The 25,343-nt window shown below is 37.0% G+C and carries 30 protein-coding genes; 11 read left to right on the top strand and 19 right to left on the bottom strand.

The genetic code is table 11. The features are described 5' to 3' along the window. The first annotated feature begins 64 nt into the window (after positions 1 to 64). Positions 65 to 1,543, top strand: coding sequence for a potassium/proton antiporter (locus LIS78_RS10745; RefSeq protein ID WP_195780275.1), 1,479 nt, complete (start codon positions 65 to 67; stop codon positions 1,541 to 1,543). A 39-nt stretch (positions 1,544 to 1,582) separates the two neighbouring features. Here the strand turns inward: LIS78_RS10745 and LIS78_RS10740 are convergent, their stop codons facing one another. Next, a complete protein-coding gene (locus LIS78_RS10740) occupies positions 1,583 to 2,350 on the bottom strand; it encodes a polysaccharide deacetylase family protein (protein WP_252285141.1) in 768 nt (255 codons plus the stop codon). After that, a complete protein-coding gene (locus LIS78_RS10735) occupies positions 2,351 to 2,494 on the bottom strand; it encodes a hypothetical protein (RefSeq protein ID WP_195780277.1) in 144 nt (47 codons plus the stop codon). Positions 2,495 to 2,629: 135 nt separating this feature from the next. On the opposite strand from LIS78_RS10735, the gene LIS78_RS10730 reads away from it, so the two are divergent. Both LIS78_RS10730 and LIS78_RS10725 read left to right on the top strand, forming a co-directional pair. Then, positions 2,630 to 3,139: a hypothetical protein gene (locus tag LIS78_RS10730; RefSeq protein WP_252285140.1), complete on the top strand. Its 510-nt coding sequence runs from the start codon at positions 2,630 to 2,632 to the stop codon at positions 3,137 to 3,139. A 21-nt stretch (positions 3,140 to 3,160) separates the two neighbouring features. Continuing rightward, positions 3,161 to 3,736 carry a DUF8580 domain-containing lipoprotein gene (locus LIS78_RS10725; RefSeq protein WP_252285139.1) on the top strand — a complete coding sequence of 192 codons (576 nt, stop codon included), beginning with the start codon at positions 3,161 to 3,163 and terminating at the stop codon, positions 3,734 to 3,736. A gap of 46 nt (positions 3,737 to 3,782) precedes the next feature. Here LIS78_RS10725 and LIS78_RS10720 read toward each other — a convergent pair whose 3' ends face one another. From LIS78_RS10720 to ltaS, 3 genes are all read right to left on the bottom strand, one after another. Next, a complete protein-coding gene (locus LIS78_RS10720) occupies positions 3,783 to 4,928 on the bottom strand; it encodes a toxic anion resistance protein (protein WP_195780280.1) in 1,146 nt (381 codons plus the stop codon). Positions 4,929 to 4,952: 24 nt separating this feature from the next. After that, on the bottom strand, positions 4,953 to 5,597 hold the full coding sequence (locus LIS78_RS10715; protein WP_195780281.1) for a 5-bromo-4-chloroindolyl phosphate hydrolysis family protein: 645 nt from the start codon (positions 5,595 to 5,597) through the stop codon (positions 4,953 to 4,955). 166 nt (positions 5,598 to 5,763) lie between these two features. Further along, positions 5,764 to 7,701 carry a lipoteichoic acid synthase gene (ltaS, locus tag LIS78_RS10710; RefSeq protein WP_195780282.1) on the bottom strand — a complete coding sequence of 646 codons (1,938 nt, stop codon included), beginning with the start codon at positions 7,699 to 7,701 and terminating at the stop codon, positions 5,764 to 5,766. Positions 7,702 to 8,369: 668 nt separating this feature from the next. On the opposite strand from ltaS, the gene LIS78_RS10705 reads away from it, so the two are divergent. Further along, positions 8,370 to 8,822: a hypothetical protein gene (locus LIS78_RS10705; protein ID WP_013056728.1), complete on the top strand. Its 453-nt coding sequence runs from the start codon at positions 8,370 to 8,372 to the stop codon at positions 8,820 to 8,822. Here LIS78_RS10705 and LIS78_RS10700 read toward each other — a convergent pair. Next, the gene (locus LIS78_RS10700; RefSeq protein WP_252285137.1) at positions 8,819 to 9,337 is read right to left on the bottom strand and encodes a glycosyl-4,4'-diaponeurosporenoate acyltransferase CrtO family protein; all 519 of its coding nucleotides are present in this window, start codon (positions 9,335 to 9,337) and stop codon (positions 8,819 to 8,821) included. The genes LIS78_RS10705 and LIS78_RS10700 overlap by 4 nt on opposite strands. Beyond that, a complete protein-coding gene (locus LIS78_RS10695; RefSeq protein WP_195780283.1) occupies positions 9,280 to 10,383 on the bottom strand; it encodes a glycosyltransferase family 2 protein in 1,104 nt (367 codons plus the stop codon). The genes LIS78_RS10700 and LIS78_RS10695 overlap by 58 nt, the downstream gene beginning before the upstream one ends. A 136-nt stretch (positions 10,384 to 10,519) precedes the next feature. On the opposite strand from LIS78_RS10695, the gene LIS78_RS10690 reads away from it, so the two are divergent. Then, a complete protein-coding gene (locus LIS78_RS10690; RefSeq protein WP_195780284.1) occupies positions 10,520 to 12,031 on the top strand; it encodes a phytoene desaturase family protein in 1,512 nt (503 codons plus the stop codon). Positions 12,032 to 12,062: 31 nt separating this feature from the next. Here LIS78_RS10690 and LIS78_RS10685 read toward each other — a convergent pair whose 3' ends face one another. Continuing rightward, on the bottom strand, positions 12,063 to 12,815 hold the full coding sequence (locus LIS78_RS10685) for an SDR family NAD(P)-dependent oxidoreductase (protein WP_195780285.1): 753 nt from the start codon (positions 12,813 to 12,815) through the stop codon (positions 12,063 to 12,065). A gap of 220 nt (positions 12,816 to 13,035) precedes the next feature. On the opposite strand from LIS78_RS10685, the gene LIS78_RS10680 reads away from it, so the two are divergent. Then, entirely contained in the window at positions 13,036 to 14,409 is a 1,374-nt protein-coding gene (locus tag LIS78_RS10680; protein WP_195780286.1) for an MATE family efflux transporter, read from the top strand. An 86-nt stretch (positions 14,410 to 14,495) separates the two neighbouring features. On the opposite strand, the gene LIS78_RS10675 is transcribed toward LIS78_RS10680, so the two are convergent. Together LIS78_RS10675 and LIS78_RS10670 are read right to left on the bottom strand one after the other, a co-directional pair. Then, positions 14,496 to 14,774, bottom strand: a complete 279-nt coding sequence (locus tag LIS78_RS10675) for an AbrB/MazE/SpoVT family DNA-binding domain-containing protein (RefSeq protein ID WP_025752053.1) — start codon at positions 14,772 to 14,774, stop codon at positions 14,496 to 14,498. Between the two features lie 374 nt (positions 14,775 to 15,148). Continuing rightward, on the bottom strand, positions 15,149 to 15,529 hold the full coding sequence (locus LIS78_RS10670) for a replication termination protein (RefSeq protein WP_013056721.1): 381 nt from the start codon (positions 15,527 to 15,529) through the stop codon (positions 15,149 to 15,151). A 229-nt stretch (positions 15,530 to 15,758) separates the two neighbouring features. Here LIS78_RS10670 and LIS78_RS10665 point away from each other — a divergent pair, with 229 nt between their 5' ends. Next, the gene (locus LIS78_RS10665) at positions 15,759 to 16,193 is read left to right on the top strand and encodes an Hsp20/alpha crystallin family protein (RefSeq protein WP_209151563.1); all 435 of its coding nucleotides are present in this window, start codon (positions 15,759 to 15,761) and stop codon (positions 16,191 to 16,193) included. A 42-nt stretch (positions 16,194 to 16,235) separates the two neighbouring features. On the opposite strand, the gene LIS78_RS10660 is transcribed toward LIS78_RS10665, so the two are convergent. Next, positions 16,236 to 16,484, bottom strand: a complete 249-nt coding sequence (locus LIS78_RS10660) for an anti-sigma factor (RefSeq protein ID WP_252285136.1) — start codon at positions 16,482 to 16,484, stop codon at positions 16,236 to 16,238. Positions 16,485 to 16,617: 133 nt separating this feature from the next. On the opposite strand from LIS78_RS10660, the gene LIS78_RS10655 reads away from it, so the two are divergent. Then, positions 16,618 to 17,016 (top strand): thiol-disulfide oxidoreductase DCC family protein, encoded by a 399-nt coding sequence (locus tag LIS78_RS10655; RefSeq protein WP_121944948.1) that lies wholly within the window; start codon positions 16,618 to 16,620, stop codon positions 17,014 to 17,016. 160 nt (positions 17,017 to 17,176) lie between these two features. On the opposite strand, the gene proC is transcribed toward LIS78_RS10655, so the two are convergent. Genes proC through LIS78_RS10635 form a run of 4 tightly spaced genes read right to left on the bottom strand, consistent with a single transcriptional unit; the run spans position 17,177 to position 19,951 of the window. Next, complete coding sequence (proC, locus tag LIS78_RS10650) at positions 17,177 to 17,980, bottom strand: pyrroline-5-carboxylate reductase (protein WP_195780288.1); 804 nt, start codon at positions 17,978 to 17,980, stop codon at positions 17,177 to 17,179. 3 nt (positions 17,981 to 17,983) lie between these two features. After that, entirely contained in the window at positions 17,984 to 18,646 is a 663-nt protein-coding gene (gene bshB2 / locus LIS78_RS10645) for a bacillithiol biosynthesis deacetylase BshB2 (protein WP_013056715.1), read from the bottom strand. 23 nt (positions 18,647 to 18,669) lie between these two features. After that, positions 18,670 to 19,017: a YojF family protein gene (locus LIS78_RS10640; protein WP_013056714.1), complete on the bottom strand. Its 348-nt coding sequence runs from the start codon at positions 19,015 to 19,017 to the stop codon at positions 18,670 to 18,672. A 46-nt stretch (positions 19,018 to 19,063) separates the two neighbouring features. Further along, a complete protein-coding gene (locus tag LIS78_RS10635; protein ID WP_195780289.1) occupies positions 19,064 to 19,951 on the bottom strand; it encodes a 5'-3' exonuclease in 888 nt (295 codons plus the stop codon). Between the two features lie 243 nt (positions 19,952 to 20,194). Between LIS78_RS10635 and LIS78_RS10630 the strand changes: the two genes are divergently transcribed. Further along, a complete protein-coding gene (locus tag LIS78_RS10630; protein WP_016763842.1) occupies positions 20,195 to 20,506 on the top strand; it encodes a hypothetical protein in 312 nt (103 codons plus the stop codon). Positions 20,507 to 20,556: 50 nt separating this feature from the next. Here LIS78_RS10630 and LIS78_RS10625 read toward each other — a convergent pair whose 3' ends face one another. Next, entirely contained in the window at positions 20,557 to 21,357 is an 801-nt protein-coding gene (locus tag LIS78_RS10625) for a GIY-YIG nuclease family protein (RefSeq protein ID WP_195780290.1), read from the bottom strand. After that, positions 21,357 to 22,286 carry a 2-dehydropantoate 2-reductase gene (panE, locus tag LIS78_RS10620; protein ID WP_209151560.1) on the bottom strand — a complete coding sequence of 310 codons (930 nt, stop codon included), beginning with the start codon at positions 22,284 to 22,286 and terminating at the stop codon, positions 21,357 to 21,359. The genes LIS78_RS10625 and panE overlap by 1 nt, the downstream gene beginning before the upstream one ends. A 252-nt stretch (positions 22,287 to 22,538) precedes the next feature. On the opposite strand from panE, the gene LIS78_RS10615 reads away from it, so the two are divergent. After that, positions 22,539 to 23,459: a CobW family GTP-binding protein gene (locus LIS78_RS10615; RefSeq protein ID WP_195780292.1), complete on the top strand. Its 921-nt coding sequence runs from the start codon at positions 22,539 to 22,541 to the stop codon at positions 23,457 to 23,459. Positions 23,460 to 23,491: 32 nt separating this feature from the next. Here LIS78_RS10615 and LIS78_RS10610 read toward each other — a convergent pair whose 3' ends face one another. Beyond that, entirely contained in the window at positions 23,492 to 23,650 is a 159-nt protein-coding gene (locus LIS78_RS10610; protein ID WP_013056708.1) for a hypothetical protein, read from the bottom strand. 297 nt (positions 23,651 to 23,947) lie between these two features. On the opposite strand from LIS78_RS10610, the gene LIS78_RS10605 reads away from it, so the two are divergent. Beyond that, on the top strand, positions 23,948 to 24,274 hold the full coding sequence (locus LIS78_RS10605; protein WP_013082852.1) for a MerR family transcriptional regulator: 327 nt from the start codon (positions 23,948 to 23,950) through the stop codon (positions 24,272 to 24,274). A gap of 91 nt (positions 24,275 to 24,365) precedes the next feature. Here LIS78_RS10605 and rarD read toward each other — a convergent pair whose 3' ends face one another. After that, a complete protein-coding gene (rarD, locus tag LIS78_RS10600; protein ID WP_209151559.1) occupies positions 24,366 to 25,292 on the bottom strand; it encodes an EamA family transporter RarD in 927 nt (308 codons plus the stop codon). Positions 25,293 to 25,343: the final 51 nt, after the last annotated feature.

Below are 25,343 nucleotides of genomic sequence, written 5' to 3'. Positions count from 1 at the left end.
AATTATTATAGAGGAACCTCATTTATTGCTTACATAAAAATTTTGAACAAAAGAGGTGTATTTTTTGGATTTTACGGTAGACCATTCAATTCTTTTATTATCTATTCTCCTTGTCATAGGCGTACTTACTGCAAAATTCTCTACTCGCCTTGGGGTCCCTTCGCTTGTACTCTTTATTATTGTAGGAATGGTTGTTAGCCATTACATCTATTTTGACAATGCTCTTTTGACACAAGGATTCGGAATATTAGCGCTTATCGTTATTCTTTTTGATGGTGGCGTTCAAACCAAATGGAAAGATGTCAAACGCGTTGTTCGCCCTTCCGTTTCATTAGCTACTTTCGGGGTCCTCATTACCACAGTTTTAACTGGTGTACTCGCCAAATATATTTTAGGTGTCACTTGGCTTGAAGGCTTTTTATTTGGGGCAATCGTCGGTTCCACAGATGCTGCAGCCGTGTTCTCTGTACTAGGGACACAAAATATTCGACAAAAACTAAACTCCACGCTAGAAGCAGAATCTGGTTCCAATGATCCGATGGCTATCTTCTTAACCGTCTCTATTATCGAATTAATTCAACATCCGGACTCTCCTATCCTTTCATTAATCCTTACTTTCTTTTGGCAAATGGGAATTGGACTGCTACTTGGTTTAGTCCTGGGAAAAGCATCCGTTTGGATTATTAATCGAATTAATTTGGACTCTTCAGGACTTTACCCTGTGCTTACATTGTCATTGGCTGCTCTAACCTATGGAATTTCCACATTTGCAGAAGCAAGCGGCCTACTTGCTGTATATGTAATGGCTGTAGTGGTAGGGAATGCAGATCTAACTTATCGTCATACAATTGTCCGCTTTAACGAAGGTTTTGCATGGATGATGCAAATTTTAATGTTTATTTTACTCGGCCTTCTTGTCTTTCCTAATCAACTGCTAGATATCATTTGGCAGGGTATACTGCTATCTCTTTTACTTATGTTTGTCGCTCGCCCACTCGGCGTATTTCTTTCGATGATGTTTGCTAAATACTCATCCAAAGAAAAGCTGTTTATTTCTTGGGCCGGTTTAAAAGGAGCTGTTCCAATTGTATTGGCTACTTATCCTATGATGGCAGGTTTGGAGAACAGCACGCTCATCTTTAACGTCGTTTTCTTTGTCGTCTTAACTTCCGCTCTTCTTCAAGGAGCAACAATCGCTCCTTTAGCTAAATTTCTAAACCTTTCTCAAGGTGAAAAAGAGACGGTTCCTCACAGTCTCGAGCTTGTTTCGATGGGCAAAACAAAAAATGAAATGATTGAGTTGAAGCTGGTGGAACATGCAGATATATCAGGAAAATCGCTTGAAGAACTTCATCTGCCTGAAGATATTTTAGTGACCGCTGTTATTCGAGAGGATAAATTACTTACACCTAGAGGAAATACACAAATTTTTGCAGGTGATACATTATATATTCTTATTTCAAAGAAAAAACGAGATAAAGTAAAAGCATTTTTCCAAAGAAACACGGCTGATGTGAACGAAAAAGAAGGAAAAACCAGCTAAGAAAATGGCGAAAGCTTTTCATAGAAAAACAGCACCCGCTTATTGAACGGAGTGCTGTTTTTGCTGCTGCATCAAGTAAAGAGATTTATAATTGGGGTGATGTTTTAAAAGTTCCGAGACGGTCACAAATTTATACCCTTCTTCCTTTAACTTCGGCAAAATTTGTTTTAATGCTTCAATGGTTTGAGTTCGATCGCCTCCCGTATCGTGAAATAATACAATATCTCCTGACCTGGCATGGTTAAGCACTTGACTTACAATTTTACCTACGCCTGGATTTCTCCAATCAAATGTATCTTGATGCCAAGACCAAAGAATAATAGTATACTGCTGATTTTTAGCAGCTTTTACTACCCGATCGTCATAATAGCCAGTAGGTGGACGAAACAGGTAAGGTTTTATTCCTGTAATAGCTTGTATACGTTCATCCGCTTTTTCAATTTCTTGTTCAATTCTCTCTACTTTCTGGTCCCTTACTTTCAAATGGCTATATGTATGATTAGCAAGTTCATGACCTTCACGAACTTCTCTTTGAGCAAGCTTGGGAAAAGACGTTATTCGATCGCCGACTACAAAAAAAGTTGCTTTGGCACCGTACTTTTGCAATAAATTTAAAATGGTCGGCGTATATTTAGGATCTGGTCCATCATCAAATGTAAGCGCAATTAACTTCTCATCTTTCATGGGAACTTCCCACACGATATCTCCTTTTTTTTCATAATAAAATCTGCTCTTCTTTGCAGCATCCGCCTGAATACCATAGAAATTAATGGAAACAATAATGATAATTGACAAGCACCATTTCACTCAATGACCTCCTTTTTTATCTAGGTGTGATTCATGCGTATTGTCAATAAACGCTTTAATACCAACTGCAAATAATCGTTCATCACCCAAACACATGCGCTGTTGACGGCGATTAGCTGCAGAAGTTGATTTACGGTTTTTCATAGTCTTCTCTCCATTACTAATTGATTGTGTTTTTAGCTTTACCAAAAAGTCAAAAATAAACCTACTCTAACATGGCGAAAACATTTTTATATAGTAATTACACGCTGTCTAGCGTTTTGAATAGGAGATATATACATGCGAAAATTTTATTTAGCTTTTCTGTTAATGATAAGCGGAACCATGGTTATACTGCCTTCTGTTAAAGCAGTCAGTGAAAGCAATGAGAAACATCAGCAGCTCACCGTAAGCGAACAAGGATATTCTCTTTCATTGCCCAATGAATATACGCTTCAAAAAGAAGAAGATGGAAAAGATATTCTTTTTTCAACTAAGACTCCCTATACGTGGATGCGAATTGAAGTCCTTTCCGGGAAAGAAAGTACAAGCAAATCATATCTAGATCGTTCAAAAGAATTGTTTGATGACCAGTTTGGAAAATCGTTAAAGATTTCTTCTACATCCCTATTTATTCAACCCGTTGTGCTTGCATCTAGATCCGGGAGTAAAAAAGAAACAGCAAAGCTATATGTACTAAGAGAAACAAAGGGGCACCCTGCTTTAAAAATCACGATGGTTACGGCTAAAAATTCTGATGATGAAAAAAAGTTAATTTCAATTGTTAACTCAGTAAAAACGCATGAATGAAAATAGATAAGGAAGCCAGCTATGAAAAAAAAGATATTTCTTGTTTGCTTTATATGTTTAATGAATGGCTGCTCAACTGCTTTTCGTGAAGAGCTTATCAACACACAAGAAGAAACTCCAAGAGAACGCTTGCCACAGCAAAAATTCACCTATCCTTACAAAGGAAGCAGCAGAACAGATGTGGGTTATCTTAAAAGGAGCACCAATCAAAACTATACTCTTTACGTACTAGAAGGATACGAGTTTACAGAAGAAGAGCCCCGAAAAGATGTCATTTACAACAAAAAAAACGATGCTTTGTGGATGCGGATTGAAGTGTTTCCCTCAAATAAAAGTGTAGAGGAGCTCAATAAAGAAACAAAAAAAATTTTAAGAGCTGGCTTTTCGGAAGTGACTTCCCTTGATACGCACCTCATTCACCATAACTTAGAGATAGAAGCTGCGTACAAAGCATCAGATGATAAAAGTAACGCATACGGTTTTCTCGTTCGAAAGCAAAATCAACACCCTACTTTCCGGTTAACGATCTTTGCTCCTAAATCCAAAAGGGATTTAACTCCGTTTTTAGAAATGGCGAGAACGCTTCAAAATGCATAAAACAGAGAAAAAGTCGGTTTACAAAGTGTGTAAACCGACTTTTTCTTTATTTCATATCTAATAGTTTAGTTTTTAAATCTTTTTCCATTTGATACAGCTCTGATTCTGCCTCGGTACGCTTCGTACGTCCTTCTTCTTGTATCTTTAGTACTTCTTCTAACGTGGTAATCAAATCGGACTGCGTTTTTTTCAATGTTTCGATATCGACAATCCCCGCCTCGTTTTCACGAGCTACTTCAATCGTATTCTGCTTGAGCAGCTCTGAATTTTTAGTAAGCAAGTCGTTTGTTGTCTTAGATACTTGCTTTTGGGCTTCCATTGCTTTCTTTTGGCGTAATAAAGTGGTTGCGATTACTACTTGATTTTTCCAAAGTGGAATAGCTGTTAAAATAGAGCTTTGAATTTTTTCAACAAGGGTCTGATTGACTTCTTGAATTAATCGAATCTGCGGTGCACTTTGAATGGCAATTTGACGGCTCAGTTTTAAATCATGCACTCGTTTTTCTAGCCTATTGATAAATTGATTTAAATCATTGACCTCCTGAGCCATCAGGTAGTCATTTTTTTGAGATGCTGTTTGCTGAAGCTGGGGCAGCGTTTCATTCTGCAGCGCCACTAACTTGTATTCTGCCGCTGCAATGTAGACGTTAAGCGCCTCGTAAAACTGTTTATTTTTATCATATAAGCTATCTAACATTGTAATGTCTCGATACAGCATTTGTTTTGAGCGCTCTAACTTATCTGCAATTTTATCAATTTCAACATTAATGCTTTGATATTTTGTTAATAAATTTTGAATAGGCCTAGAGACTCCTGAAAACAATCGACCGATGACTCCTTTTTTCTTTGCAGAAAAATCATCGGGATTCACTTGGCGAATCTTACTCATCAAATCTCCTATAACGTCTCCTACTGGTCCCGTATCTTTCGTTTGAACATGCTGTAGTACAGATTGAGAAAACTGAGATAGTTCTGACTGAGCTGCTACCCCGTACTGTAAGATAGCCTGCTGATTTTTATAATCAATTTGATTTGCGATTTTCTGTGCTTTTTCCTGATATTCCGGTGTCAAATCATCGTATGTGTTTCTTTTTGCAGCGCGAGAGTCCGATTGTACCTGCGGGGTAGGCGACGCAAAAGGATCATCAAGCAGCGCATCTAACGATTGATTTTGATCATATTCTTTCATCATAAAATCCCATCCTTTGCATTTACGTTACTTTGTGCGATTAGTAGCTGTCGGTATATACGGCTGCTCCTCTTCAAATGCTTGTTTTAGCACCTTAAGCTCTACATCTAATGTCAGCTTATCTTGTGAAAGAGCATTTGTTAATAAATGCTCATACTTCCCTGATAACCCGCGCAGCATATCTTCCGCTTCATGAAGACTTTCTTTTACTTCTATGCTTTTCGTTGGTTTTGATAATAAAAACATATACCTTTCAATGACGGTAACCGTTGATTGCAAGTAGTTCGTAAAAAAGGGCTGAACATCTTTATATCGTGCGGGCTCTTTTTCTACCATTTCAATGATGATTTTGCCTACTTTGTATAGTTTAGAAAGTTCTGTCCACATATGAACAGACCGAATTTTAAAACGATAGCTTCCAATGGTTCTTAATTGCTTTCTTGCCTCTTTTACTTGATGACGAACGTATGCAATTTCTTCTCTATACGGATTTTGATAATGACGTCGAGCACTGCTCATAATAAAAAACAGGCTCATCACGACCATTACTCCTATACTAATGCCAAAGGATTGAATCATCGTGGTACTAAATCCAAAATAGCTGACCGGAACGGCTACTGCTCCTGTTACCCAAATGGCAAGAATCTTTTTTATGATTCGAACGACTTTCATCGCTTTCACTCCTATCTCAAATGTGACCGAACTTTTAAACGTATACATATTATACCATTGTCTTCCCGTCTCTTAAAACGATTACTGTTATAATTTATATACGGATAAAACCTTCAAAGGTTTCACAAAACAAAAAAACAGGCAGCTATTAAAAGCTGCCTGTTTTTTATTGATCTTCGCGCTTGTTGTAATCATACTTCGAGCGTTCAATTGGTTTGAACCCTTCTGGTGTATGAAAGCGGAGTAAATCTCCGTAAACAAGTTTATCTGATAGTTCTAGCTTTTTCTTAACTAGTTCATCATACTTATCATACTGTTTCGCTTCCTTATCCGAAAGCTGCTTGCCCGTTGCATTGTCATACACTTTCTGATCAACTTTTGTTACCTTCGGTGTAACAAAGTCACCGTTACGGAAAGGTACAACTTGCTGATGTTCTTTTGATAATAAGTCTGTACCAAAGTCAATATAGTCTTTTGTATCAAGACCTAATAAATGCATCACTGTTGGACGAACATCTACATCTCCACCATACGTATGATTTACGCCGCCTTTAAGGCCTGGTGAAGTAATAAATAATGGTACGCGCTGCAGCTGAGCTTGTTCAAAATCATTGATGTTTTTACCCATTACTTCGCCCATTGCACGCTTATGGTTTTCAGAAATACCGTAGTGGTCACCGTACATCACGACCATCGTATTGTCTGCTAAACCAGAGGCCTGTAAGTCCTCAAAGAATTGCTTGATTGATTCATCTAAATAACGAGCCGTTTGGAAGTATTGGTCAACTGACTTATCTCCCGTATTGTGAGGTCCAATCGTTTGGTCTTCCTTATCTAGCGGATAAGGGAAGTGGTTTGATAACGTAATGAACTTCGCGCTAAATGGCTGCTTTAAGCCTTTTAGGTACGGCATTGATTCTTTAAAGAATGGTTTATCTTTTAAACCATAGTTCAGCGTATCTTCTTCTGACATATTGTAATAAGCTGAATCAAAGAATTTTTCTACACCCATTGATTTATACATTTCATCACGGTTCCAGAACGATTTTCCATTTCCGTGGAACACAGATGTTGTATAGCCTTGCTGATCTAGAATACCAGATAGCGACTGATAGGTGTTATTTGCTTTTGTTGTAAATACAGAACCTTGAGGTAAGCCGAATAATGAGTTCTCCATCATGAATTCAGCATCTGACGTTTTACCTTGCCCTGTTTGATGGAAGAAGTTATCGAAATACATTGTGTTCTGATCTTTTAATAGTGAATTTAAGAATGGCGTTACTTCTTCACCATTTAACTTATAACCAATCATAAATGACTGAAGTGACTCTAATGAAATATAGATAACGTTTTTGCCTTTTGCTTGACCGAAATATTCTTTGTTCGGCTCAGCATATGTTGCTTTTGCATAGTTCTCTACCTCAGCCACATCACTGCTATCTGCTAGCGCGCGCTGTGCTGAAGATTTCGAGCTCTGGATGATGTCATAGATCGTATAGTTATACGTTCCTAAATATTTTACTAAATAGTTGCGGTCAAATGTTCTCGTTAATAGTTGAGGACGATCCATTTCCGCTAGTGCGATGTTGGCACTTAAGAATAAAATCCCTGATAAAAATACACCTGTCACAGTACGTCGACTAATTGTTGCTGGTAAGTCAACTTTTTTCCATAGTACTAAAACTAAAAGAATAAAGAAATCTGTGAAGTATAAAATATCAGTTGGGCTAATTAAAGCCATGGCACTGCCGCCTAATTGACCAAAGTTGTTTGACTGAGTCAATACAGGAACAGTAATAAAATCATTAAAGAAGCGATAGTATACTACATTTGCGTACAGGATGAATGAAAGTAAAAAATTCATTCCAAGCAATGCTCGTACTTTTCCGCGCCCTTTAAATAGTAATGCAATGGCAAAAAAGAAAATTGCCGAACCAATTGGGTTTATGAAAAGTAAGAACTTTTGCATAAAATTATCTAGCCCTAAGTTAAATTCGATACGATAAACGGTATACGTTTTAATCCAAAACAACAAAACTGCAATTAGAAATAACGGCAGCTGTTTCGAAAAAATATTTTTACCGTTTGTCATGAGCTGTTTCATATTCCCACCTCTGTCTCTATTGAAATTTAAGCTCACTTTTATTTTTATAGTAAATGTAAAAAGAAATCTCTCTTACAAAAAATGTAAGAGAGCTAATCTGTTCTTTCACATTTTAACTCTTTTAAAAAAATTGTCAACACCGCTACGTATAATTTTCACCAAACGTGAGAAAATAACTACTTTCTTATTCCCAGCTCTATCGGCTTTCAAACACAAATGTATCCTGCGCTTTTTTCTTCTCACTCTTTAATACGGACAGCTTCTTTTTAGGTTTCACTATTTTATATTTATTTTTTATTTTGTCCACTATACATATAAATTTAACACTTGCCTTAGTTTTCCTTCTACTTTACAAGAGAATGCATAAAAGCACTTGTGAATATTTGTTATATCAATACCTCTTATTTTTTTTCTTTCTACAGTAAACCACATATTTTGAGTTATTTCTTTCTTTAATTATGAAAAAAATGTGTCAGTTTGCATCGAAAATTTTTATTTTTTTACCTTTTTGTTTATAATATAAATTATAAATATTATTTGAAATTTCAGATCTCTTTAACGTCTGATCTAGAAAGTGCATTTTTTATATAAAATTGGAATGAGTACGGGCTATGCATGCTTGTATACCTAGAAGTTTAAACGTCTTACATTTTTATAAAGGAGAAAAAATGAAAGAATGTATTGTTTTCATTACAAATATTATTAATGTATTGCACGACGGATTAATTTATATTTTTTATTTACTAGGATTTTCTCTTTCAGATAAAGAACTTCACTTCTGGATTATTGGCATTATTGGACTGCTCACGTTTTTAAGCGTTTATATGATCTTTAAATTATTGTCAAAATGGAAATTTAGTATTACAGCTATTTCTTTTATCTATACCCTTACCGTTATGCTTGTCTTAGTTTTTGCCATTGAAATTCAGCAAGGAATTACCACTCGAGGCAATATGGAATTTGATGATGCCATAGCAGGTTTATGGGGGTTTTTAGTCTTTTTTAGTATTTATATCGCCTTTGCTTCTTTTTTTCTTTTATCCAAGAAGTTATTGTCTTCGAATAAGGAGAAAAAAATAAAAACCGAGGCCCCTACTCGGAGCCAAAGGCACGTTAATTAATTTCGTTTGAGTTTTAAAACGACTTGATGAATCCGTATTCGATTATATCGTTGAACCAAAATAAACGGTACGTTTGCAATAATGGCATAAATAACCATGCAAACACCTATAGAAGGAGAGTTCCATATAAAAAAAAGAATAGAAGGAAGTATGCTGATCCAGTGAGTTAACTCTGCTCGATTTGTTTCAATTAAAAAAAGCTGTGCATATTCCTTCGTTCTACTCTCCCATTTCTTTTTATAAAATCCTCGTTTAAATAGCTTTCCTGCATCAGGAAGCCACGTTTTCCATCGGTGTACCCCGAATTTTTTATATATCCCAACTGTTTCCCAGCTTTGAATCTTAAACAGGGCAAGGTCCTTTTTTAAGTAAAAGGCAGAAACTTTTGTGCATCTGTAGGCGATGAACATGTGAATCACAAACCATGCCATGATATTAATTAAGAGCTGAGCACCTGTCATTTTATCACTTTCTTCTTTTTTTCTTCTTCTATAGATATGCTGCGTTCTTTCCATTTAACTTGCTTTCTCACCGCTGTTTGGATGAAAGACCATACGAATAGACCCAGAAAAAACAGCACATGAATAGGAAATAAGCACAAAGAAAAAAAAGTAAACGAACCTATTTTTCTTAAGCTATTAAATAAGAGACTTACATAGCAAACATAACTGCTAATTGCCAAGCCTGCATGTTGATTCCATAGAGTAGGTAAAAAAAGGACATAATTAATCATGCTAGTAAGCCACAAACTTACTAGAAATAAATAAATGGCTTCCGTTTTCCCCGCACCTGAAGCAAAACTTTTACTCCAACCTCTTATAAGACTTTTCATACCATTTGGATACATGCGCATGGAAAGAGCTCCCTGTCCACTCATACACGTAATAAATTCACCTTGTTTGTTCATTTTCTCAACCAGCGCCATATTTTCAACCACTTCTTTTTTTATCCCTTCGTGGCCTCCGCTTTGAAAGTAGGAGGCTGCGCTGCAAAGCAAGCACTGCCCGAAACCGAGAGAAGGACTTTTCCAATTTTTAAAGGGGTGAAAAGCGCCAATCGATGCAAACGTAACATAGTGAAATAAAGCAGAAAACATTTCATAAGGCCTCTTAACAAGATGATAAGGATGAATCGACAGCACACCCCCTTGCTGTTGATAGTAGAAAAATACTTTTTCAATTCCGTCTTTCTCTACTGTAATATCAGCATCTAAAAACAAAAGCACCGAGCCTTTTGCTTCTCTTGCTCCATTCCAGCATGCCCATGACTTTCCTAGCCACCCAGCTGGAAGTGCCCCCGGGTGCACTACTTTTACGCCAAATGCTTTGGCTACCCTCTCAGTGTTATCTGTTGAGTTGTCATCTACAACGATCACTTCAAAGTCAGCGTTCCGTAACTGGAGTGACTGCAATAAAAAGGTAAGGTTTCTTTCTTCATTTCTAGCTGGAATAATAATGGACAAACATGACATATTGTTTCTTACTATTTTTACACGTTTAAATGTAGGGATAGTGATGACAAGCGTACCTGTCAAGACAAGAGCAACCAGTAAAAAAGACATCCCTTTCTCCTTTCCTTCACGTATGAAAATTAGCGAACTGGACAAAATAAAAAGTTGTAGACCTATTTTTATTTTGCGTGAAGTCATTTTATACACATTGTTGACAACTCGCTTTTGTTTTATAAGGAGGAAAAAGATGAAAAAGAAAGTAATTGTTGTAGGCGCAGGTTTAGGTGGTCTGTCAGCTGCTATTCGTCTTTCAGCTGATGGATATGATGTAACAGTCGTTGAAAAAAGCGAGCGAATTGGCGGTAAGTTAAATATTCGCAGCGGCAAAGGATTTTCTTTCGATACGGGACCTTCTATTTTAACAATGCCGTGGGTGCTAGAGCAGCTGTTTGAAAGTGCAGGCCGCAATATCCACGACTACTTAACAATAGAACGAATTGAGCCTCAGTGGAGAACTTTTTTCCAAGATGGAACACAAATTGATTTGACCAGTGACCTTCCCCGCATGCTTCAGCAGCTTCAAGAACTTGCTCCAGAAGACATTGAAGGTTTTTTTGACTATTTATCTTATGCAAATAAAATGTACGAATCGAACTTAAAAAGTTTTTATAAAAAAAGTTTATCTGGACTGCATGATTTACGAACGATGCACACGGTAAAAGAACTTCTTCAAATGGATCCAATGAGATCTATGGACGCTACTACACGCAAATATTTTTCAAATCAACATTTGCGTCAATTGTTTAATTTTTTAATTATGTACATCGGTTCTTCTCCTTATCATGCACCGGCTGTATTAACACAGCTTGCTCACGTTCAGCTAGGATTAGGTATTTATTACGTAAAAGGCGGAATGTACAAAATTGCTGAAGCGATGGATAAGCTCCTTCAAGAACTTGACGTCACTGTGCATCTAAATACGCCAGTAAAAGAAATTACGACAAGCCGAGAAAAAGCAACTGGAATTACACTGGAAAACGGTGAAAGCCTATCAGCGGATATTGTAGTATCTAATTTAGAAGCAATTCCAACTTACCGCTATTTATTAAAAAATCATGAGCAAGCAGCTAAGCAAACTCAGCAGCTTGCAAAATTTGAACCTACTGTTTCTGGCCTTGTTCTTTTATTAGGAGTTAACAAACAGTATAAGCAGCTTCAACATCATAATTTCTTCTTCTCAAAGAACCAGAAAGAAGAGTTTGATACAATCTTTAATAAAGGTCAAGTAGCAATGGATCCGACAATTTACATTGGCGTATCATCTAAATCAGACCCTACGCAAGCTCCTGAAGGAAAAGAGAACCTGTTCGTTCTTACTCATGTACCTCCTTTAAAAGAAGGAGACGACTGGGCTGTATTAAAAGACCGCTACCGTGATATTGTATTGAAAAAGCTTGAGGCAATGGGATTAGAAGACTTACGTTCAAGCATTGAGTTTGAATATACGTTTACCCCTAATGATATCCAGGAGCTTTACGGTGCTAACGGCGGGTCCATTTATGGCGTAGCAACTGACCGCAAGAAAAATGGAGGGTTTAAAATTCCAGCAAGAAGTCAGCTTCTTTCTAACCTTTATTTTGTAGGGGGCTCTACACACCCTGGAGGCGGCGTGCCAATGGTGACATTATCAGGTCAGCTTACAGCGGATGCTATTAATGAAGATTTTCATCTTCCGCGTATTCAAAAAGATATTGGATAATGAAAAAGTGCAGGAAATTCCTGCACTTTTTTTAAAAGTTCATTTTTGACTGTCCACCGTCTACGTTTAACGTCGCACCTACTATCCACGAAGCTTGAGAAGATGCTAAAAAAGCAACTGCGTTCGCCACTTCTTCCGGCTTTCCAAAGCGGCCCGCTGGTATTTCATTTTCAACAAACTGCTTAATCTTATCTGGATTTTCCTCCATTCTCTTTTTCCAATTACCCGTCTCATGCAAAATGCTGCCCGGCGCAACTCCATTTACACGAATTCCTTTAGAAATCATTTCATCTGCAAAAGACTTCGTGAAGCTGATAAGCGCTGCTTTTGCATTATTGTATGTGACTTTCCCTCCACTTTCCCTTCCGAAAATAGACGTAACGTTAATGATTGCCGCATCTTTTGTCATATGCGCCGCTGCTAGCTTGCTCAAGTGGACAGCTGAAAAGTAGTTAAGCTCCATCGCTTCTTTGAAAAGGGATAAATCTGTTTCCATCGCGGTGCTTCCATTACTTCCTCCAGCGTTATTAATTAAAATATCAATGCTTCCGAAGTCTTTAATGAACTTCTCAATTAATGCAACTCTGTCTGATTCGTTTGTTAGGTCTGCTGTATATGTACGTACGTTTTCTAATTCTGACTGTGCATGCTGTAATGCTGCCTCTCCTCTTGCAGCAATCCCAACGTTTGCTCCTTCTTGAATAAACAAAGCAGCAATAGCCTTCCCGATTCCTTTTGATCCGCCGGTAATGAGTACATTTTTACTTTGCAACTGTAAATCCACACGTATCCCTCCACGTTAAATGATAATTACTATACTTTCTATCATAGCTCACTGCATGTCAAAATTAAAATCATATACTGTTTTACCTTTTTACTCCTTTTAAATCGCTGCGTTTTATGGATACATTCTTTGAATTTATTGTCAGAACTCTTAGCAAAAACAAGCCACGGCGTGATATAATGCTTTTTGGTGTAAATGTTTTCAAATTGGGGGTTTTTTAATGCAACAAACGTTTTCAACGTCTCAAAAAGTTAAGCAGTTCGTTTTTATTTTATTTCCGATATTGGTCACCCAGTTTGGAATGTTTTCAATGACTTTTTTTGATACGATGATGTCAGGAAGGGTAAGTGCAGATGACTTGGCAGGGGTAGCAATTGGTTCAAGCTTATGGGTGCCTGTTTTTACAGGACTAAGCGGGATTTTAATGTCTATTACACCAATTGTTGCACAGCTTGTCGGAGCTAATCAAAAGAAAAAAGTTCCGTTCTCCGTCATTCAAGGGCTTTATGTCTCCATTTTAATGGCCGTTGTTATTATTTTAATCGGCTTTTTTGTTGTTGATCCTATTTTAAAAGGGATGAATTTAGAAGCAAACGTAATGCGCATTGCCAAACAGTATTTAATTGCTTTATCTTTTGGTATTGTTCCGCTTTTTATTTATACGGTTTTACGAAACTTTATTGATGCTTTAGGGCAAACTCGTACGTCTATGCTTATCACCATTTTAGGGCTTCCGGTTAATGTAGCTTTAAACTATGTATTAATCTTCGGTAAGCTGGGCTTCCCCCACTTGGGTGGAGTAGGCTCTGGTTATGCAACTGCCGTTACGTATTGGTGCATACTCATTGTATCCATTGTAATTATTCATAAAAAAGAACCTTTTTCTAACTTCGATTTATTTAAAAGATTTCACCGTATCTCTTTTTCTGCTTGGAAAGAAATATTAAAAATTGGTTTACCTATCGGTTTTTCCGTATTTTTCGAAACAAGTATTTTTTCAGCTGTCACGCTGTTTATGAGCTCGTACAATACCATTACAATCGCTTCTCACCAAGCAGCTATTAATTTTGCCTCATTTCTCTATATGATTCCGCTGAGTATTTCTATGGCTTTAACGATTGTTGTGGGATTTGAAGCGGGTGCTAAGCGTCATCAAGATGCACGAAGCTATAGCAGGATCGGTGTAACTATCGCTGTTGGCATGGCTTTTGTTTGCGCAGGTCTTTTATTTACTCTTCGAGAATCAGTAGCTTCTTTGTATACAAAAGATGCAGATGTACTTGCATTAACTTCTCATTTTTTGATTTATGCAATTTTCTTTCAGCTTTCTGATGCTCTTCAAGCTCCTATTCAAGGCGCTCTGCGAGGATATAAGGATGTAAATGTTACCTTTTTAATGTCCTTGGTATCTTATTGGGTAATTGGTCTACCTTTAGGCATTGCTTTAGCAAAATACACCGATTTGCAGGCGTTTGGCTATTGGATTGGACTAATTGCGGGGCTTGCTGCAGGAGCAACAGGACTTGCGTATCGTTTGATAAAAATACAAAAAAAGCAGCTGCTAGAGGAGAATAAATCTTCTCGAACGGCTTAATCAAAAAAAGAACGTTCTCAAAAGAACGTTCTTTTTTGGTTTAAAGATGGATTGATACTCTTCCTTATACTAAGACTTAAAACTTCTTATTTATTTAAGGTACGCTCTAACTCTTGTAAAAGCTGTTCCGCACCTTTTTTACTTAACACAACGTTTCCATTCCCAAAGGTTAAGTTTTCACGCGTAATTTCCCCAGTTACTAAGCAAGCACCATACGGGCTATACTTTTGTAAAATAATAATATCTTCATCAACATATATTTCTACTGGATCACCTGTGTTGATATTTAAAATACGGCGCAATTCAATAGGAATTACTACGCGACCCAATTCATCTACTTTTCTTACAATTCCTGTAGACTTCATAAAATCCATTCCTTTCATAGTAAACAAATAATATCTTCTCGATACAAATCTAGTCAAATTCGTCAGAGTTGCTAAAACCAAAATGCTTCAATGATGGTCTGATAACGGTTTATAAGTTCTTAAAATATGGCAAATAACGCATTAAATAGATTTATATACACTTTGTATCATATCAATTCGTACACTATTTATGAATAGTGCATAATCTTTAAAATCGAATTCATCCATATATGTTAAAAGTGTGTATTTTATCCATAATATAACTATATATCCATCTTTTACACTACTTTGTACCCATTTTATAACTTTTATTCCGACATAAGACGACAAAATCAGCTATAGAAAAAACGTGCCTTTTCTAACTAAAGACACGTTCATTTGGACCCGAAGTTGTCACGAATAGCTTTTTGAATCATAGCTTCACACCGCTCCAGCTCTACTTTTAATTGTTTTTTATATAATTTAGCTTTCTCTTCTCCCTCATTTGTAAATGTATAATAAACCACTTCTTGAAGCTTCATTCCTTCTTTTTTACGCTTCACCTGTTTGAGGACACCGTCTTCAATCAAGTCATGAAGAGCTTTGTATACTTCAGAATGATTAGGTTTGAACCCAAAAGGTCGAAATTCATCCCTCAACACATCTAATAACCGAAGGCCATACAGACGCTCTTGTTCTGTCATCGTAATCATATATAATTTTAAGAAAGCACGTTGTTTTAATAGAAAACCACTGGATGTACGCTTTTCTCTCATCTCAACTTCCTCCTTCACATACTTGCTTTCATTCAGGATAATAGAAAGCTCTATACGTAATTATACTTTTTTTATTCTACATAATCCTTCTTTTTCACTCAAAATCTCTTTTTTTTCTCACATTTTTTCACTTATTTACGTGTTTTTCTCATTCTTTGTAAGCAGGCATTGAATTTTCTTTTTTTCATATATATAGAAGGAATTTACGTGAATATAAGGAGGGGTTCCTTTGAGTAAAAAATATGATGAGATTGATTGGGGTTCGATTCAGCATAAGGTAGAAGATATGCTTGGAAATCACTTTTGGAGCGATTTAAATCACATCTTGCCAAAGCGATTTCCAAACGTCGACTTATATGAAACCGATAAAGAAGGCATTATCGTCGTTGAGGTTCCTGGACTGCATTCAACTAACGACATTCAAATCAAGTTGGACGCAAATATATTAACAGTTGAAGGGAACGTTCCTTATGCTTATGAAGCATCTAAACAAAAGTTAAAGCTGAACGAACGCCACACAGGCGTATTTTCTCGCACGGTCAAACTTCCTTTTCACTACACAGACGAACCAGTTCGCGCTAAGTACAAAAATGGATTATTGGAAATTCGACTGAATAAGATAGAAAATGATCAAACCATTGCTATACAATTTGAAGATGATTAACTGCACGTAACAAAAACCCTTCTGTTAGCAGAAGGGTTTTTGTCAGAGCGCTGAACTTAACACAATGTTTCCTTTTGGCGTCTTATTATTCGCATTCGGTTCTAAAGTAATCGCCATAACATCCCACTTTTCAGTCTGTTCTTTTTGGCTCATCGTATAGACCACTGTCCCGTTTCCTTTTTTATCTGTTATAAAAGCACCTGCCGGATGAGGCTTATCACCTTTTATGAGCCACACCTGATAGACTTCATTCCCCTTTACGTTTTTCAAGTTATTCGCTTGAATGACCACATTTAAGAGTCCTTATTATATAATCGAATTACCTTTGAATTCGGATCACTTTCACATCTTTTAAACGTACCTTTATTTTTCAAAAATGACAAGTAATTATACTTTTTTTATGGAATAGGAGCGAAATCGTCCAATGAAACATTTGATTCTTTTTGATGGCATATGTAATTTATGTAATAGCAGTGTTCAATATATTATTAAACATGATGAACAAGCTTTGTTTTCTTTCGCTTCTCTTCAATCAGATTTCGGAAAGCAGCAGCTAGCCTCTCACGGCTTACTTCCTGAGCAATTAGACAGCATTGTATATATTCATGGAAAACAAAGATATGTAAAATCAACGGCTGCTTTAAAAATCGCCAAGCGCTTAGATGGACCCGTTAAATTTTTATATGCTTTCATTATCATTCCTGCGCCTATTCGAGATATAGTATACAACTGGATCGCTCGCAACCGATACAAGTGGTTTGGCAAACAGCAGCACTGCATGCTCCCAACTTCTGATACGAAAAAGCGGTTTGTCGATGACTAAAAAAGCTTGGGACATAGAGAAAAAAACAGTTCCAAAGAGGAATATTTTTATGTCAAGAAAGTCTATTCATTAAAAAATCCGAACTGATTCAACATTCTAATGAAAGAATGCTGAACTATAGTTCGGATTTTTCAGCTAACATATGGTTGTGCGAGCTTTTTTAGCTTCCACCCATTGCTTTTTTATTCGTTGCTTCAATTGCCTGCTTCATTATTAAGGAAAAGTCTTGTTCTTTCATCACTTTTAACCCTTCGGCAGTAGCGCCGCCTGGAGTTGTTACTTGCTCTCTTAAAGACGCAGGATCTTTGGTTTCATGCAGCATTTGTACAGAGCCATACATCATTTGAATAACTAAATCTTTGGCTGTTTTTTCGTCCACACCGTAAGCAGTAGTTGCATCAATTAACGATTCTGCAAAATAATATAAAAACGCAGGTGCACTGCCAGTTACAGCCGTTAGCTCATGTACTTCTTTCTCTGAACACTCATGCGCTTCACCAATTCCTTTTAAAATCATTTGAAGCACTTCTTTATGCTCTTTTGTGGCAAAAGTTCCAAGTGTATACAGAGACATCGATTGTCCAATCATAGCAGCTGTATTTGGCATAATCCAAGCGACAGGCGTATCCTGCGGAAGATGATTTTCCAAGTAACTCGGACCAATTCCTGCCGCTAACGTTACGACAAATTGTTGATTTAAATGCGTCGAAAGTTCCTTGAGCACGGAAGGATGGGCCTCGGGAGGCATCGCTAAAATAATAACATCCGAATTGTCAACTTCTTGGCGCCAATTTTGCGTCGTTTGTACGCCGTACGTTTTTTCAACACGCTGTAACCGCTCAATATCTCCGTTGTTTGACATCACCACTGCCTCAATACTGTCAGCGCTGCTCGTAACCAAACCAGCCGCTACAGCTTCAGCCATTCGTCCTGCTCCAATAAATAAAATTCGCTGTTTTTTCATCTGTTACTCCCAGTTATATGTCCAGAATTCTTCTCTAGTTAACAAACGTTCCATTTGCGGATAGTCAGATAAGCGGTCGAAGTCAATTGCGTTCATCATTCCTTCTGTTTGAGAACGATGGGCTTTTAACGCTTCAATTTTTTTATCTTTCATCGCTGTTACATCAAAAATAACATCTGGTTCTCCAATATGTTCAATACGATCTTTTGAAAACGCATGACACCAAACAACCGGACGCTTTTCTTTTGGCATACGTTTTACCGCTTGAATGGTAGCTGCTCCCGTAGCATTATGATCAGGGTGTACCGCAAAGCCAGGGTAATGCGTTAAAATGTGAGTCGGCTTTACATCGTTAATGATTTCTTCAATTTTATCTGCAAAAACATCAATATCAAGAAATTCCAGCGTTTTATCACGAAGCCCTAGCATACGCAAGTCTTGAATATCTAAAACGTTCGCTAAATCTAAAAGTTCTTTTTTTCGGATCTGAGGTAAAGTTTCACGGTTAGCAAACAGCGGTCTACCCATATTTCGTCCCATTTCACCTAGCGTAACACAGGCATATGTAACGGGCGTTCCTTTTTGTCTAGCTTGCGTGATCATTCCTGCTGCTCCATATGCTTCATCGTCAGGATGCGGAAATACAATTAATAATCTTTCTTCCATATTCTATTCTCCTCTCTTTTCTGTTATGAAAACGGGTGTTCACTTAATTGAAGGGCAACTGCTAAACGACCTTCAAAGTCATGCCCAGCTAGAAGAAGTCGGCCTTCTTCATCAATTTCCCAATCTGTTAATCCCTCTGCATAAATCCATCCTAAATCAATTTGAAGACCTACACGATAAGGACCTTCTCCAGTTATCTTTCCGTTTGAAATAGTGACTTTACCATTGCGAATAAAAGCTCCAACTGTCATTACTTTTTCATTTACGTGTGAAGCATATGCACCGTTTGTCGTTTCAAGGTGTACATATACGTCTTTATTTAAAAATGTTTGTATTTTTTTTTGGACTGTTTCTTTATGAATTGGTTGCACGCTTGTTACTCCTTTCTCATGTTCATAAATTGTATTGTACTAAAAATCATGAGCGAATCCTAATGTTTAGTTCTAGACTTTGAATTTCTTTATTCCATCGTTCATAATCATACATAAATGTTAATTCTCCCCAAGTCAACATACTGATTTCTTGAATGTCTATAATAATCTCAGCGAGTTCACGACTAAGCATACCTAGTTCTTTTCCTTCGGCCAGCTTTTTTTTATAACGATTAAAAGCTGGATCTAATTGTTCAATTTGTGCATAAATTTCATGGATAGAGCCATATTGTTGAATAAGAGGCAGTGCGGCTTTTTCTCCTACACCTGGAACGCCCGGAATATTGTCAGATTTGTCACCAAGCAATGCTTTTACGTCCACCCATTGACGAGGATGAATATTGTATTCTTCTTGAAAGTGCTTAAAGCCATAGACAAGATCGCCAACCTGCTTTTTGGCAATAATTTGCGAAATATGTTGATCTAGGAGCTGAAGCAAGTCTCGGTCATTGCTATAGATGTACCCTGGACTTTGCTTTTCCTTACTCCACTTGCTTGCAAGTGCTCCAATTAAATCATCTGCTTCGTAAGAAGACAATGACATTTGATAAATGCCTACTGTGTCAAAAAATTGCTTTAACGTTTCGTACTGCTGAATCAGCGGCTCAGGCAGCTCTGCTCTTGTTTGCTTATATAGGGCGTATGTATCTTTACGTTTTGTATCCTCGCGCTTAACATCCCAAGCGACGAAAATATGGCTTGGCTCATATTGGTGAATCAATGCATGCATTTTTTGAATCGTTACTCTCAGGGCATTCGTAAATTGGCCCTTACTGTTTCTTGTCAACGCTGCTTCATCTCTGCCATAAGAAGTAGCAAAATAACAGCGGCTTAATAAATTAAATCCATCAATTACTAATAGTGTTTCGTTCACATAGTCACGTCCTTTGAAAACTTTGCTCCTTTAGCTTTTAGAGCAAACATACTATAGCACTTGTTCTTTGCACGCGTCAATGAAGTGCACAAAGCTCAAAACCCGCCCATTTTTTTCTCTCAATGTAAATGTAGTATAAAGATGTTAAATTGTTGTTATGATTTATTCGTTTGGCTTTTAGAACTTTTGACTATCCTATAAAATGAGGATGAAAGATCAATCCTACAAATGAAGGTGAAAAAAGTGAATAAAAACACGATGATTAAAACATTAAAAGTTATATCTGTTGTGTCGCTGCTCGCTTTGTTATTTATCATTGCTTATGATCGTTCCATGTCTACATCCATGATTATTTTGTTCAGTTCGCTCATTTTCTTTGTATTTGTACTTAGCGACTTTTTTTTCGATCGCAAGCCGTGGGGATTAAAAGGCCTTCAATTATATATATCACTGATGTTATTCATCATTGCCATTTTTGAAATGCATCAAGTTGTCAGTTCACTTTGCGTTATTTCCATTATGGCCTTACCAAAAGTTATTGACGAATTAGCTTAAGTGTGAATGATAAATGATAAAATCCATGATCACAATGATCATGGATTTTATTACGTTTTGAGTAATTTTTCAGAGATACGAAGAGCTTCTTCTATGCCAAATTTACGCACTAAACTGATGGCTTCCTTTATTTCTCTCTTTTTCAAATCATGAGTCGGATTTAAATTTAACAACACTTGAATAACAACTAAATCCCGCATCGTAAACATCATATTTTTTTTCATATCTCGCTGAAATGTATACTGCTCTTTTAAGAGCCGGTCACTTATTGCTAACACTTTCGACTCCGGAAGATGTAGCTGCGCTCCTGCTTCTTGACAAGACCACAATTTTTTCACTCGATCTTCAGCATTCATATTTGCGACTCGTGCATATGTAATATCGCTGTTTTCTTGACGAATCTCTATCTCTTTTAACGTTGGTTTTAGCACCGTTTTTCGCTTGGAGACTTTTTTCTTATCAACTCCTGTATCCCTGAGGACTCTGCCGTGAACGGTGTAAATGTCGTATTCATTTTCTCTTTTTACATCTTGTTTATTGTATTTTGGAAAATAACCATTTACAAGCATCGTTCTCAGCATATCTAATTCTTTTTTTAATCCATGAACTTCAATATATCCAACAGCATAAATTTCTTTGTGGAATTTTTTTGTGTTGCTAACGCCTTTTCCTGCAACGTGAGCTCTTACTCTTTCTGATAGAGAGCCCGTCGTTGTTCCGATATACAAAAGCCTGCCGGGTTTATCAAAGAAAAAATAAATGCCAGGAGCGGAAGGCAATTGTCCCATTTCTGCTGTACTTAGCAGCTTCTGCAGTACCTGCATGACTGCTAAATCAATTTTTGCTGTCATTATTTTTGATAACCTTTTAACATTTCTTCATACACTTTTAGATGCGTATACACAGTTTGGAGAAGCGGTACGTGTATAGACGATTTTTCAGCTAATGTCAGCAAATATCCTTGAAGGTGGTCTCCTTCAATTTGAGAACTTTTTTCCATATCACGCTGCATCGATGACTTCATGTCATACGTCATTTTGTCCATCGTATTCATATGCTGTTCAATAATCCCTTCAGCTAATGGTGCATCGTATGCCATCATAATATTTTCAACTTCTTTAAAAAGCTCTTGTACAAATTGACGCCCTCCTTTTGCCGCTAGCACTGGGCCAACAGGTGCGCGCATAAGAGTGGTCATGCCTGACATAACCGTAATAAATAAATACTTATGCCACATATCCTGTTCAATATATGAACTTTTTACAAACGAAGCTTTTGTACCACTGAACGCTTGCTCAATCAGTTGTAATCTTTCTGTTTCCTTCTGCTTAAATTCACCAAATACAAGTCTGTGAGCAGGACTCGTATGGACGACATCTCCATCTTTGTTTAAAGTTGTTTCAATAAAGCACAGTCCCCCAATGACTTTTTCTTCCCCAAAAGCTTCTTGTAAAGGAACGACGTGAGCCATACCGTTTAACAAAGGTACGACAACTGTCTGATTTCCTACAAAAGGACGCACATCCTCAATTGCTTGTTTAAGATGATAAGCCTTAGTTGTGAACAAAATAACATCATAAGGCTCTTTCATCTCAGATTTTGTAATAGCTTGTACAGGTGAAGTGAAGTCACCGTGTATGCTCTTGATAACAAGTCCATTTTGTTCCAGCTCTTTTTTTCTGCGTTCTCTGACAAGAAAAGTCACATCTTCTCCTTTTTCCACAAGCCTGCCTCCAAAGTAACCTCCAACGCCGCCTGCGCCTAAAACTAATATTCGCATAACTTTTGCTCCCCCTTTTCTTTTTCTTTTATTGTAGCACAGCTAGTTTGAAATTTTATAATATTCTTATTTCATTGTATTTTGAGTTTTTTACAAAAGATAGCCATAGCGCTTTTAAAGTTGTTATAATGAATACAAAAAAGCATAAGAACTTACGCTTAGACATTTCCCCCCTCTTGGATACACTATTTACCAATCCGTAATCGGAAAAGCTTCGATTTAAACAATGTTATTTACATAGGAGAGACTGAAATGAAAACAGAAATCTACATTTTATCTGGATTTTTAGGCAGCGGAAAAACAACTTTACTTAAACAGCTGCTTCAGCAAGAAAAAGATCGTAATCGCAACATTGCTGTTGTGATGAATGAGCTTGGCCAAGTTTCGATTGACTCAAATGAAGTAGAAAAAGACACGCCGTTAAAAGAATTGCTAAACGGCTGCGTGTGCTGTACTATTCAAGGTCAATTTGAAACTCAGCTTCATTCACTTCTACAGGAGAACACATTGGATGCTATCTATATAGAAACAACCGGAGTTGCACATCCAATTGAAGTGTTGGATGCCTGTATGTCTCCTCTTTTTGCGCATCAAGTCACGATTAAAAGTATTATCACCACACTCGATGCAACAAGGTGGAAAGAACGTGGGTCCTTAAGCATTCAACTTCAAAAACTTCTTCAAGAACAAGTAAAACATGGGGATGTAATTTTATTAAACAAAACGGACATGCTGTCTGAGTCAGAAAAGTCTTCCCTGCTTTTTGAGGTTCAATCAATTAACGCTAGGGCAATAACATTATTAACGACATTTTCCCGCGTGAAGCTTGACGTGATTCAAAAAGCTCAGCTGTCTCAAAAACAGCCGCACCATAAGGCTCATGTTGAAGATCATCTTCATTTGAAAACATTTGTATATGAGTTTACAAAAAAAGTGGATCTTGAATTATTTGAAAATTGGCTGCGCCAAATGCCAGATACCATTTATCGCATTAAAGGCTATATACGCTTTACTCATTCGAATGATACGTATTCGTTTCAATATTCATACGGCATGCCTCTATATATGAAAGAAATGATGAAGCTGCCCACTACTCTTGTCTTTATAGGGGAAAACCTCGACCACGCTAAGATGAAACAAGAATTATTTAATCTTGAACAGCAATCCAATTAAAAACCCCGCTCTAGGCGGGATTTTTTTATTACTTATAAACAGGCATTTTGTACTCTGCGCAAAATTTCATATGCACGATTTCCGGCTAACTCTGTCAATTCTTCAAATTTTTCATCTCTTTTCAAATCGAGTTCAATAATTTCTTTTGCCAGCTCAATAATCTCTTCTTTTTTCAATTGTTGCACAGCCATGTAAAACGCCCTTCCCTTTTAGAATTTATGTATATTCTCACATTTATTTTCTATTCATCATTTTGAAAGCAAGTGATTAACCACAAGGCTTTATCCTGTATGGTTAACCACTTGGGATCGAGTTAATCATTAGTTTATAGGACTCTTTTCCCTATTTCATTATTTATGTCACTTTTTCTCACATATAAATTCAAAAATATAACATATATATGTTAGAATGTATTACATGTTATAATTTTTTGTATTTTTTTCCTTTATAATAATAACATACTACTACGTACTCAGGGGTGAGGGAGATTGTCTACGAATGAAGCGTCATATCGAGATAAAAAAGTCATGTCTATTGGGATTGTAAAAGAATTAACCGGTTTATCAGAAAGGCAAATTCGCTACTATGAGAAAAGAAGCCTGCTCTTTCCGGACCGAACCAATACGGGTATCCGGAAATATTCGTTTTCAGACGTCGAACGATTAATGGATATTGCCGATCGCATAGAAGAAGGAGTTCAAACGAGTGAAATACGCACAGAACTGGCTAAAAAAGATGAAGCGAGAAAAATGAAAGAAGTAAAAAACCAAATGCTTCAAGGTCAGTTGAACGCTCATTTCAAGCGGAAGCTATAGAGTATACATACGGTGACTTTCCCGTCTCCGTTTTTATTTCTTTACGGCAGACAAAAAAGCGCATATCTAAAGATATCCGCTTTTTTGTTCGTTAAGCTGAGCGCCCTTTAAAGAATTTCGGCTGATGAGAACTCATGAACTTAGTTTTAGATAAAATGAACATAACCGATCCGCCCCAAATGAACAAAAAGGCAATCATCTCCACGCTAGAAAACGGTTCGTGATACACGAATACCCCTAATAAAAGCGTCATGGTAGGAGCAATGTACTGTAAAAAACCGACCATCGACAGCGGAATAAGCGGGGCTCCTTTAGCGAAATACAATAGTGGCATAGCCGTAGCAACACCGCCTCCAATTAAAAGAGCACTCAGATCAAGCGACTGAAGGGAAAAACTTGAAGATCCTTTCACTAAAAGAAAAATAAAATAAATAACTGCAATAGGTGCAACCATCATCGTTTCAATCGTTAATCCTACTTTTGCTTCTAATTGAATAGTCTTTTTTACAAGACCGTACAAACCAAAGCTAAACGCTAAGCTTAATGATACCCATGGGATATGCCCGTATGTAACTGTCATAACGATAACACCTATAGCAGCCAATCCAACAGAAGCACCCTGCCAAAAATTAAGCTTCTCTTTTAAAACGACTATACCAAGCAAAATACTAACGAGCGGATTGATGTAGTAACCTAAACTTGTTTCAATAATATGATTATGGTTAACCGCCCAAATGTAAACGAACCAGTTGATGCTGATCAGCACTGAAGCCACAAATAAAATGACCGCTTGTTTCGTATTACGAAATAATAAACCAAGCGTCTTCTTTAAAGAACTCATTTGCTTTGTCACAAGCAAAAGTAAAAGCATAAAAACAAATGACCATATGACACGGTGAGCGAGTATTTCATTCGCATTCACCTCGCCAAGAAGCTTCCAGTAAAGCGGAAAAAGCCCCCACATAACGTAAGCGCTGGCTGTATAAACAATACCTGCTCGTTTAGAATCTTGACTCATTTCTCAACCTCTTTTCTTTATCTCTCTGTCTCTTATCATTATAGATGCATT

The organism is Priestia megaterium (assembly GCF_023824195.1).
Lineage (GTDB): Bacteria > Bacillota > Bacilli > Bacillales > Bacillaceae_H > Priestia > Priestia megaterium_D.
The sequence above is the reverse complement of the archived record's forward strand: the minus strand, read 5'-3'. Positions and strand labels throughout refer to the sequence as shown.

Excerpts from the sequence above, each read along its gene's own strand:
- LIS78_RS10625 (WP_195780290.1), bottom strand. The coding sequence starts at position 21,357 with ATGACAGCAAAAATTGATTTAGCAGTCATGCAGGTACTGCAGAAGCTG.
- LIS78_RS10675 (WP_025752053.1), bottom strand. The coding sequence starts at position 14,774 with ATGAAGTCTACAGGAATTGTAAGAAAAGTAGATGAATTGGGTCGCGTA.
- LIS78_RS10730 (WP_252285140.1), top strand. The coding sequence starts at position 2,630 with ATGCGAAAATTTTATTTAGCTTTTCTGTTAATGATAAGCGGAACCATG.
- LIS78_RS10690 (WP_195780284.1), top strand. The coding sequence starts at position 10,520 with ATGAAAAAGAAAGTAATTGTTGTAGGCGCAGGTTTAGGTGGTCTGTCA.
- LIS78_RS10695 (WP_195780283.1), bottom strand. The coding sequence starts at position 10,383 with ATGTCTTTTTTACTGGTTGCTCTTGTCTTGACAGGTACGCTTGTCATC.
- LIS78_RS10700 (WP_252285137.1), bottom strand. The coding sequence starts at position 9,337 with ATGGAAAGAACGCAGCATATCTATAGAAGAAGAAAAAAAGAAGAAAGT.
- LIS78_RS10720 (WP_195780280.1), bottom strand. The coding sequence starts at position 4,928 with ATGATGAAAGAATATGATCAAAATCAATCGTTAGATGCGCTGCTTGAT.
- LIS78_RS10670 (WP_013056721.1), bottom strand. The coding sequence starts at position 15,529 with ATGAGAGAAAAGCGTACATCCAGTGGTTTTCTATTAAAACAACGTGCT.
- LIS78_RS10680 (WP_195780286.1), top strand. The coding sequence starts at position 13,036 with ATGCAACAAACGTTTTCAACGTCTCAAAAAGTTAAGCAGTTCGTTTTT.
- LIS78_RS10705 (WP_013056728.1), top strand. The coding sequence starts at position 8,370 with ATGAAAGAATGTATTGTTTTCATTACAAATATTATTAATGTATTGCAC.
- LIS78_RS10615 (WP_195780292.1), top strand. The coding sequence starts at position 22,539 with ATGAAAACAGAAATCTACATTTTATCTGGATTTTTAGGCAGCGGAAAA.
- bshB2 (WP_013056715.1), bottom strand. The coding sequence starts at position 18,646 with ATGGAAGAAAGATTATTAATTGTATTTCCGCATCCTGACGATGAAGCA.
- LIS78_RS10725 (WP_252285139.1), top strand. The coding sequence starts at position 3,161 with ATGAAAAAAAAGATATTTCTTGTTTGCTTTATATGTTTAATGAATGGC.
- rarD (WP_209151559.1), bottom strand. The coding sequence starts at position 25,292 with ATGAGTCAAGATTCTAAACGAGCAGGTATTGTTTATACAGCCAGCGCT.
- LIS78_RS10735 (WP_195780277.1), bottom strand. The coding sequence starts at position 2,494 with ATGAAAAACCGTAAATCAACTTCTGCAGCTAATCGCCGTCAACAGCGC.
- LIS78_RS10655 (WP_121944948.1), top strand. The coding sequence starts at position 16,618 with ATGAAACATTTGATTCTTTTTGATGGCATATGTAATTTATGTAATAGC.
- panE (WP_209151560.1), bottom strand. The coding sequence starts at position 22,286 with ATGCGAATATTAGTTTTAGGCGCAGGCGGCGTTGGAGGTTACTTTGGA.
- LIS78_RS10715 (WP_195780281.1), bottom strand. The coding sequence starts at position 5,597 with ATGAAAGTCGTTCGAATCATAAAAAAGATTCTTGCCATTTGGGTAACA.
- proC (WP_195780288.1), bottom strand. The coding sequence starts at position 17,980 with ATGAAAAAACAGCGAATTTTATTTATTGGAGCAGGACGAATGGCTGAA.
- ltaS (WP_195780282.1), bottom strand. The coding sequence starts at position 7,701 with ATGAAACAGCTCATGACAAACGGTAAAAATATTTTTTCGAAACAGCTG.
- LIS78_RS10610 (WP_013056708.1), bottom strand. The coding sequence starts at position 23,650 with ATGGCTGTGCAACAATTGAAAAAAGAAGAGATTATTGAGCTGGCAAAA.